Source organism: Deltaproteobacteria bacterium, from assembly GCA_016874775.1.
Lineage (GTDB): Bacteria > Desulfobacterota > Binatia > Bin18 > Bin18 > VGTJ01.
On the sequence record VGTJ01000214.1, the window covers coordinates 1 to 9,136 of the forward strand.

8 protein-coding genes are annotated in these 9,136 nt (G+C 51.7%); 3 read left to right on the forward strand and 5 right to left on the reverse strand.

The window, feature by feature from the left end:
* Nucleotides 1-169: 169 nt before the first annotated feature.
* Nucleotides 170-364, forward strand: a complete 195-nt coding sequence (locus tag FJ147_25025) for a YwbE family protein (GenBank protein MBM4259149.1) — start codon at nt 170-172, stop codon at nt 362-364.
* A 132-nt stretch (nt 365-496) separates the two neighbouring features.
* Here FJ147_25025 and FJ147_25030 read toward each other — a convergent pair whose 3' ends face one another.
* From FJ147_25030 to FJ147_25050, 5 genes are all read right to left on the reverse strand, one after another.
* Nucleotides 497-1,945, reverse strand: coding sequence for a DUF4139 domain-containing protein (locus FJ147_25030; protein ID MBM4259150.1), 1,449 nt, complete (start codon nt 1,943-1,945; stop codon nt 497-499).
* Nucleotides 1,946-2,053: 108 nt separating this feature from the next.
* Nucleotides 2,054-2,458, reverse strand: a complete 405-nt coding sequence (locus FJ147_25035) for a carboxymuconolactone decarboxylase family protein (GenBank protein MBM4259151.1) — start codon at nt 2,456-2,458, stop codon at nt 2,054-2,056.
* Between the two features lie 135 nt (nt 2,459-2,593).
* Entirely contained in the window at nt 2,594-3,409 is an 816-nt protein-coding gene (locus FJ147_25040; protein ID MBM4259152.1) for an ABC transporter permease, read from the reverse strand.
* Nucleotides 3,410-3,532: 123 nt separating this feature from the next.
* Nucleotides 3,533-4,498 carry an ABC transporter ATP-binding protein gene (locus FJ147_25045; protein ID MBM4259153.1) on the reverse strand — a complete coding sequence of 322 codons (966 nt, stop codon included), beginning with the start codon at nt 4,496-4,498 and terminating at the stop codon, nt 3,533-3,535.
* 144 nt (nt 4,499-4,642) lie between these two features.
* Nucleotides 4,643-5,893 carry a CoA transferase gene (locus tag FJ147_25050; GenBank protein ID MBM4259154.1) on the reverse strand — a complete coding sequence of 417 codons (1,251 nt, stop codon included), beginning with the start codon at nt 5,891-5,893 and terminating at the stop codon, nt 4,643-4,645.
* Nucleotides 5,894-6,104: 211 nt separating this feature from the next.
* Between FJ147_25050 and FJ147_25055 the strand changes: the two genes are divergently transcribed.
* Both FJ147_25055 and FJ147_25060 read left to right on the forward strand, forming a co-directional pair.
* A complete protein-coding gene (locus tag FJ147_25055) occupies nt 6,105-8,225 on the forward strand; it encodes an EAL domain-containing protein (protein MBM4259155.1) in 2,121 nt (706 codons plus the stop codon).
* 138 nt (nt 8,226-8,363) lie between these two features.
* Nucleotides 8,364-9,020: a response regulator gene (locus FJ147_25060; GenBank protein MBM4259156.1), complete on the forward strand. Its 657-nt coding sequence runs from the start codon at nt 8,364-8,366 to the stop codon at nt 9,018-9,020.
* Nucleotides 9,021-9,136 lie beyond the last annotated feature (116 nt).

Here is a 9,136-nt window from a genome sequence, read left to right on the forward strand (position 1 = left end):
GTATAGAGGAATTAGTCAATTTAGTCTTTGCTTGGCTGCAAAAACGCCGGTCCTTCCCGGTGGAACGTCAGGTGTATGCGCTTCCCCTCGCCGCCTAGCACTTTCCATCGAGTGAGTTTCTATTTAGAAAGTTGAGCGATGGGAGATCGCAAAGAATGGGAATGACACGATGAACGGACAAAACCGCAAAGACATCAGACCCGGCCTGCAGGTCGATATCGTCTTGAAGCAAGACCAACGAAGTGGCAAGCGAACACGTGGGATCGTTAAGGATATTCTGACAAGCGCGGCGTATCATTCACGGGGGATCAAAGTGCGCTTGGAGAGTGGAGCGGTGGGGAGAGTGCAGGAAATTGTTGGGTAGTCAGGTGGGCAATGCCCACCCTACATTCTTCCATTTCCCCCTAGGAAGCTGTCGAAGCACGGTTTTGCTTTTTGTTCCAGCCTCCAAGGAATTTATCAACAGCTTCCACAGCCTACAGCCTATTACCTTCTCTCACATCTTCACCCGCACCCGATACGAAACTTTGACCTCAGCATTCTTGGCCACCGGCACATCGAACTGCAAGGTGTGCGCGTCGGCTTTTGTGTACTTATGTGAGTTGGAAAGTATTTCCCAATCGCCAGGAACCGGTTCTTCAACACGTACAGTGACACCCTCGGCTTTGTGATTACGAAGCGCAATTTCCCAGCTACTCTCAGTGACGGTTGACGAGAGTCGCTTGAAGTCGGTCTGCTTGCGTTCGCCAACGACATCGAACGCTTCGCCCATTTTAATGGAGAACTTCTCATCTTTTGGTGTGTGATCGATGGCATCTTCGCCGATGAATTGATTGCCGCCGTCTTTGTCGGCTTTGTAGACGCGGACGGTGCCTTTGGGTAGTGGCATGCCGAGATTGTTTTTCTGCGAGTTTTCAATTTCGAGCACGACGCTCACTTTTTGTTTTTGGAAAGTGCCTTCTCCGTACATGTCATAGAAATACATTTGCTGTCCTTTGAACAGCAGCCGTTTAACGATAGGGATGCCTGTGGCAGTGAGCAGCGTCATTTGTTTGGTTTGATTGTCTTTGACGGTGGCGGGGCGATCTAACGTGTACAAATGATATTCAAAGAAGCTCTCTTCTTTGAATTGTGGAGCCGCATCTTGCGCGCGCGCTTCCATCGCCATGGTTTTTGCGTATATCCGCTGTGGAGCAATGCGATGGACATCGCCAGCCACGAGTTTCAAGGTAGCGTTCTGATACGAAGTGCCAGATTTGTTGTCGATCGTCACCCAACCTGTGAGGTCAGCTTTGGTGTCATCGACGTTGAGCACAGCGATATAGTCGGCTTGCCAGGTGACCTGATTGGTCAAATACGAGGCTTCAACTTTTTGTTTACCGGCACGAGTCGCTTGTAAGAGCCACACCAGTGTGGGTTTGGCCATCAAATTTTCCGGCACTTGCGGAAGAATGACCCGCCCAGGGGGATTGATGTGGATCTCGTTATTGATTTGATAGACGAACCCGTTGTTAGTCGAAAGTAAGGTGGCGACCGCTAGTTCATCTTTGCCGGTGTAGTAGTTTTTATCAAAAATTTTGACTTCTTTTCCCACATATTTCTCTAGCAGTTTCTCGGGATTCAATAGGTCATATTCGTAGTTCTGCTCTAACACACGTAGCGCCTGCGCATCGCTCAAGGATTTGATGTGGACGGTAGTCGGAAGAATCTGCGCGGGCACGTCGACAAATTGTAAAGTATTGGCCCCAGCAGATAGCTCGACTTCACGTTGTTCTCGGACTAGGGCAATGTTGGAATTGTACACGGTCAGAGCGACTTGCGATTGCTCGGCCAGCGTACTTTTCCGCGGCGCCGCTGCTGGCGCATTCGGTGGAGCGGGCTTGTCTTGTGCATTGGCCATAACCACTCCCAGCATGAGAAAGAGCAGAATTGTTGTCCATTTCATGGTGTGTCCGCTTATGTCTAAAGCAATTTGCGATTGCCTTTATCTTCACTCTCCGCTTTTGACCCTCACCCTCACCCTCTCCCTGATAGGGAGAGGGAAACTTATCGTCTATTGCCTGGCTTTACTCTTCTTTTTTCCCTTGTTGCCACTCCCCTTTTTTACTGTTGCTGCTGCTTGGCGAATTTCTTCCAAGGTCTCTACTGCGCGCCGGATATGCGGGATCGTGATCGAACCACCGACGATCAAAATCACATTAAATGTCTCAAAGAACTCTTCGTCAGTCACATCGAGCTCGGCGCATTGAATGAGGTGATACGTAATACAATCATCACAGCGTAACACTGCCGACGCAACTAACCCCATCAGCTCTTTTGTTTTCGCCGGGAGTGCGCCCTCGACATAGACTTGTGAGTCGAGGTTGAAGAAGCGTTTGAGTTGCAGGTTACCTTTGCTCAGCAGTTTTTCGTTCATGGCTGAGCGGAATTGGTGAAAGGCTTTGAGTTTACCGGGCATAGGAACTCCATCTGTGACTAGTTGTCACTACTTGGTGCGAAATAAGCGACGTAAAGTGTAATGCGTAAAACGTAAAACGTAAAACGTAAAGGGGCAGGGTGGGGTGGTTACGTATTACGCTTTACGTTTTACGTCTCACGCCATCTCCGCTCGCGTTAGTAATCCGCGTCGTCGAGCTTGTTGTAAGGCGTACTGGAAAAACCACAGCGACACAATGAGCAATATCGCAGTAAGCCCTAACGCCAAGAAGAGCGATTGATGCGCGATTTCTCCGGTGGCGATTGCATAGCGGAGACCTTCAAACACATGCGTAGTCGGGAGTGTGACGGCGATAAGCTGGACCCATCGTGGCATACTCTCCAGCGGATAAAAGACACAGCTAAACGGTTGAATGATGAAGCCTACCGACCACGCGAGCACTTGAATCCGGAGACCGTAACGAAAAATGAGTGCTGCGATCATGATGCCGACAACCCAACCAAAGAGCAGAAGAATGCTGGTAAAGATCACGAGCGCCATTCCTCCCACTTGCAGGATATTAAAGGCATACAGCAGCCACGTGAGAATACTCAGAAAGAGGAAACTCAGGATGCAGCGGAGCAGGCCGATCAAGCCAATCGCACTGAAGAGTTCAAGTGGGGTGACGGGTGAAGCGAACAGGTTGTAGATATTGCGGCTCCAGAAGTCTTCAAGGACAAACGTGCCGACATCTGTCTGTGCCCGCCAAAACAAACTCCACAGCACGGCTCCCCCCAGGAAGAATTCCCTTACCCCAGAGGCTGATGAAGTGGTCGCGACGAAGGTGCTGGTGAACCCCCACAACAACAAGGAGATCACCGGCCAGTACACAATGTCGAAGATGCGATCCAGGCTGCGATAGCAAATCGCAGTGAACTTATAGACCAGGCCCCAGACGACTGAGGGGCGTAATGTGTACAGCTCAGAAAACATATAGTAATTAAAAATTAAAAATGCAGAATGAAAAATGACGAATAAGAACGCAAACAATTCATTGAAGATTAGGGTTCTCTGTTCCCCAATTTTTAATTTTACATTCTTAATTCTTCATTGTTTTCAAATCTCCCCTCTTGCCACCTTAATAAACACATCCTCCAACGTTGGCCGGACGAGCTGGATGTCAGCAATTGCCGCGCCAGACTGAGTGCAATAGCGCAGAATCGCATCAAGCTGCTGCTCGGGGTTATTCAAGACAAAGCGCAGGCTTGAGTCTCCTCCAACTTCAGCGGCTGGAAGGTTGTCAGGCAAGGGAAGGGTGGCCACCGCAGTCCCGGCACGAAAGCGAAGGGTAAGGGTTTGCTGGGGAATCAGTTGCGTGATGCGCTCGGCGGTATCGATACGAAGAATCTGTCCTTTACTGACAAACGCGATACGACCGCACAGTTCTTCGACTTCATTCATGTTGTGTGAGGTAAACACAATCGTTGTTTGTCTCTCGCGTTGAAATTCCTTGAGGGCACGTCGGGTTTTCTCGGCAATATCCGGGTCAAGACCGACTGTACATTCGTCTAACAAGAGGAGTTCGGGATCGTTAATGAGTCCCTTACAGAGCGTGACCCGCGTATGTTGGCCAGAACTCAAATACTGCAGTTTCTTATCAGCCAGGTCGGTAATCTCGAACCGTTCTAGTAATTCGTCAATCTTAGCGCGGACATTTTTGACCCCGTAAATATGACCATACACCCGGAGGTTCTCACGCACAGTGAGCACACCATTGAGGCTGGTGAAGGCGGCGGCGACGTTCATCCGCCGCCGAATGGCGAGCGCGTGACGAGCAAAATCTTGCCCAAAGATTTCGATGTGCCCACCGTCGGCGAGTATCAGGCCAAGGAGAATGTTAATCGTGGTAGATTTACCTGCACCGTTTGGCCCGAGGAGCCCGAAAATCTCACCACGCTCAACAGCGAACGACACGCCCCGCAACGCTTCGACACTATCGTAACGTTTGCGCAGATCTCGTATGTCTAATAATGGCATGCGTGCCGATTCATCAAAAAGGTTTGAAACGTAAGGAGACGTCATTCCGGGCGAGCAGCGCAAGACCCGGAATCCAGGAGGTATAACCAAAGGCCAATGCTTGATCCTCCTGGCTCCTCGCTTGCGCAGGGATGACGGCAAAGAGCCTCGACAATCCTGTCGGCGTCATCCTCAGTTCTTTCTCTCCGCTTAAATCACCCCTTTTTCTTGCAAACGCGTGAGGCCATCTTTCGTGAGTCCAGCGAAATGCGAATAGATACGTTCGTTGTCGTGGCCCACGGCAACTGAACCGCGCCAGATTTTTCCTGGTGTGAGCGAGAACTTCGGCGTAATCCCAGTGCCTTTGACTTTGCCAGCTTGTCCGTCTTCCCATTCCACGTGGACCTGACGTGCACGATAGTGTTGGTCCTCGGCCATGTCCTTGCTGTTCATAATGGGGCAGCACGCGACCTGGTTGGCATTCATGATTTCGACGACTTCAGCGACCGAACGTTCAGCCACCCACCCTTGTAAGAGCGCGTCAAACTCGATGCCTTCGATTGAGTTGACGTCGGTACTTGCTTGTTGCCATTTGGGATCATTGGGGTCCAAGCCAATGGCCTGACACACGCGAGAAAAGACCGCCAGACCAACCGCGCCGATCACAACCCAGCCATCACTGGCTTGAAAGGCATTGTATGGCTGAAAGGCAGTAGCCTTATTGCCCGAACGACCACGAACGAATCCATCGGTAAAATACTCAACCATCGTGCCGGAAAGAAGTCGATGAATAGACTCAAACTGTGAGACATCGACAACTTGCCCCTTCCCCGTGCGTTGGGCATAGATGTAGCCCGCCAGGGAGGACCAGAGGCAGAACAACGCCGTAATATAATCTGCGGTCCATGGATTGGCGCGAATGGGTGGATCCGGGTCTGGAAATCCAGTTTGGTACATTAACCCACCGAACGCCTGCCCGATCATGTCGTACGATGCGCGTCCGAGATAATCCGGGTGCCCAGATTGTCCGTACCCAGAGACATGGGTAATCACAATTTTGGGGTTTGCTTGTAGCACGACTTCATCAGTAAGTCCCCATTTGGTGTAGCTACCGGGTTTTGAACTCTCCATCCATAAGTCGCAGGACTTGATGAGGCGCAGGAAAATATCCTTCCCCTCAGGCTTACTCATATCTAAAGAGACATAAAACTCATTGCGACGCTCTTGAATCCATGTCGTGGCGATTTTTCCCTTGCCATCGGTCGTTGGTAATTGTCGTCCGAGGTGACGCCAGGCCGCATCGCCTTCTCCTGGACGCTCGACTTGAATAACTTCTGCGCCCATCTCTGCCGCAAGCGTCGCCGCATACGGTTGGGCGATCAAGCTGCCAGTCGACAGAACACGCACCCCTTGAAGAGGGCCAAATTGCTCGGGAACTAAGAACGGTGGACGAGTTTCCATATGTGCCTCCCCTGGTGAACAGCGCCGTTATCCCTAACCCAAATCTGTGGCGAAGGCAACGAGTGACAGGCCTTTTTTGCCTGCTAAATCTTTTGAGTCAGGAGCCGATGTCCTCGTGTGAAGCGGAACCGGAGACTGCGAATTGCCTGGTACTGGTGGGGCACCTACTTATTCTCATTCCATTGCCCTGCTGTAGAAGGAGAGAAACGAAATGCGCACGCCGTTGCGTGTCTTAGTAGTTGAAGACTCAGCAGACGATGCAACCTTGCTCATGCATACCCTCCGTAAAGGCGGGTATGAGCCGACATGGGAACAGGTAGAGACCGCGGCAACGATGGTTGTTGCGCTTGAGAGCAAAGAGTGGGATTTGGTGATCTCGGACTATGTCCTTCCTCAGTTCAGCGCTTTGGATGCACTCCAACTGCTCCAGGAACGCCAAGTTGATCTCCCGTTCTTTGTTGTCTCGGGGCACATCAGCGAGGAGACTGCTGCTGCCGCTATGAAAGCTGGCGCGCGTGACTATCTTATGAAAGACAACTTGACGCGGCTGATCCCAGCGATCGAGCGGGAGTTGCGCGACGCGCGTGATCGCCATGTCCGACGCAAGGATACTGATCAGTTTCGTGCGCTTTTAGAAAATGCCTTAGATTTGATTCTTGTCCTGACGGTAGACGGTGCGATTCAGTATGCCAGTCGTTCGAGCGAGCGTATCTTAGGATATAGAGCGGACGCACTGACAGGGGCGAGTATTTTTACGCATGCGCACGAGGACGATTCGCAGGCTATCCGAGAAACCCTCCGTCGTACCTTTGATCAGCCAGGAACGAGCAGTGCGGTAAAGTTACGTTTGCAGTCTACGGCAGGGGAATGGCGAGTATTGGAGGCAAGTAGTATTACTCTACCGGACGAGGGGCAACCCTTGCGGGCGATCATCAATGCACGTGATGTGACTGAGCATGAAGCGCAGAGTGCCGCGCTTAAACATCAGTCCTTGCACGACGCGCTGACAGGACTGCCGAATCGCGCCTTATTTAACGAGGCATTCACTGAGGCACTGCGCGCTGCACAAGACAAAGGGCGCCGTCTGACGTTGCTCTATATTGATCTCGATCGTTTCCGGGAAATCAATGATACCTTTGGCTATCGTTGGGGAGATGTGATTCTGCAGCAAGTCGCGCCTCGTCTGCAGGGCGCGTTACGGCGCGCTGACACCTTAGCCCGTTTGAGTGGGGATGAGTTCGTCGTTCTCTTACCGACCGTGAGTGACACTGCCGGTGCGACACGACTCGCACGGCGGCTCCTTCAAGTTCTCGAAGCGCCGTTTCTTATCGAGAATCACAAAGTGACTGTGAGTGCGAGTATTGGCGTCGTGTTGTATCCTGACCACGGGGCAGATGTCGAAACGTTGACGCGACGCGCTGATATGACGATGCATTTGGCGAAAGAAGCAGGGAGTGGGTACGCATTCTACACGCAGGAGCAAGAGGATCGCTACAACCCTAATCGTCTGGTGTTGATCAGCGATCTCCGTCAGGCCATCGAGCAGGAGCAATTGCTTCTGTACTATCAACCGAAAGCTGACATGGCTTCAGGAACCGTGACTCAAGTAGAGGCGTTGATTCGTTGGAAACATCCCCAACAAGGGCTGATTCCACCAGACCGCTTTATCCCACTGGCCGAACAAACAGGCCTTATTCGGTCGATCAGCCGGTGGGCATTGAATGAAGGGATTCGTCAGTGTCGGGTGTGGCATGAGGCCGGCATTGAGATGAACACCGCTGTAAACCTGTCAATGCGCGATCTCCAAGATGTGCAGATTCCACGCACGATTGCCGGACTCTGCGAGTCGTGGGGAGTACCCCCGACTTCTCTTGAAGTTGAAATTACAGAGACCGCAATCGTGGTTGACATGGATAGTACGCTGAAAACGCTCTCGGAGTTACGAGAGATGGGTGTAAGTATTGCGATTGACGATTTCGGTACCGGATACTCGTCTCTGGCCTTGTTGCGGCGACTGCCGTTGAACACGTTGAAAATTGACAAGTCGTTTGTGCAAGGCTTAACGACAGACGAGAATGACGCGGCCATCGTTCGTGCCACAATCGAGTTGGGACATAACCTCGGTCTCAAGATTGTCGCTGAAGGTGTTGAGGATCAAGCGACCTGGAATGCCTTGGCTGCGTTAGGGTGTGATATCGCACAAGGATATTTCTTGAGCCGTCCCATTCCACCAGCCGATCTCACCCAGTGGATGCATGAATCTCCGTGGGGCAAGAAAACGTTAGCTGATGAAATGATGCTGCTCGAACGACTCCAGCGACGAGCCTCATAAGTAGATGAGGGGCAGAGTTTCGCAAGCGAGCGGGTTATCAACCAATAACCGAGACGAACTACCCTGCCGGGGGTTTCCCTTGACTTCTCAGAGGTGAACGGGAAAGATGGCCGGGCAGTTCCGAAGATAAGAGAAACCATGGCACAGAGTGACCCAGCGACAAGTAGACAACTCCGGGTTCTTATCGTCGAAGACGATAGGGAAATTCGTGAAATGGTAGCACTGATGGTGAAGGGCATGGGGTATGCCATCACAACAGCGGCAACTGGCAGAGAAGCGCTGACACGGTTGCGAGAGCAGATGGCTGATATCGTTCTGCTCGACCTGATGATGCCAGAGATGGATGGATTTGAATTCTGTCGCACGGTGCAAGGCGACCAAAAGCTTCGCGATCTCCACATCATTATTACTTCAGCGCGAGACACCTTAGAAGATAAAGTCAAAGGGCTTGAACTTGGGGCAGCGGACTACCTGACCAAGCCGTTTAGCATGACGGAATTGCAGGCACGGATCAAAGTTGGTGAGCGTATTGTTCGCTACCAAAAAACGTTGCAAGAGCAGCAGTCTCAGCTGGAACATCTGGCGCGAGAAGATGTCTTGACGGGGTTGGCAAATCGGCGACGCTTTGAAGAGCGCGCAAAAGAAGAATGCCTCCGTGCTCAACGGTACCATCACCCATTGTCGATTCTGTTGGCTGACCTCGATCATTTTAAGTCAATTAATGACACCTACGGTCACGCTTTTGGGGATATAGTGTTGAAAGACGTTGGACAAACATTACTTCGTCATTCCTAGCTGAAACCACGGCCGCTGGCCGTGCGACCCGAAAAGCTTCGGAGCGATCCGGCGTGCAGGCCCGTCACGCACCCCATAGGTTCTCCTCCCAGGAAGGTCCGCTGGGGCAGGAAGGA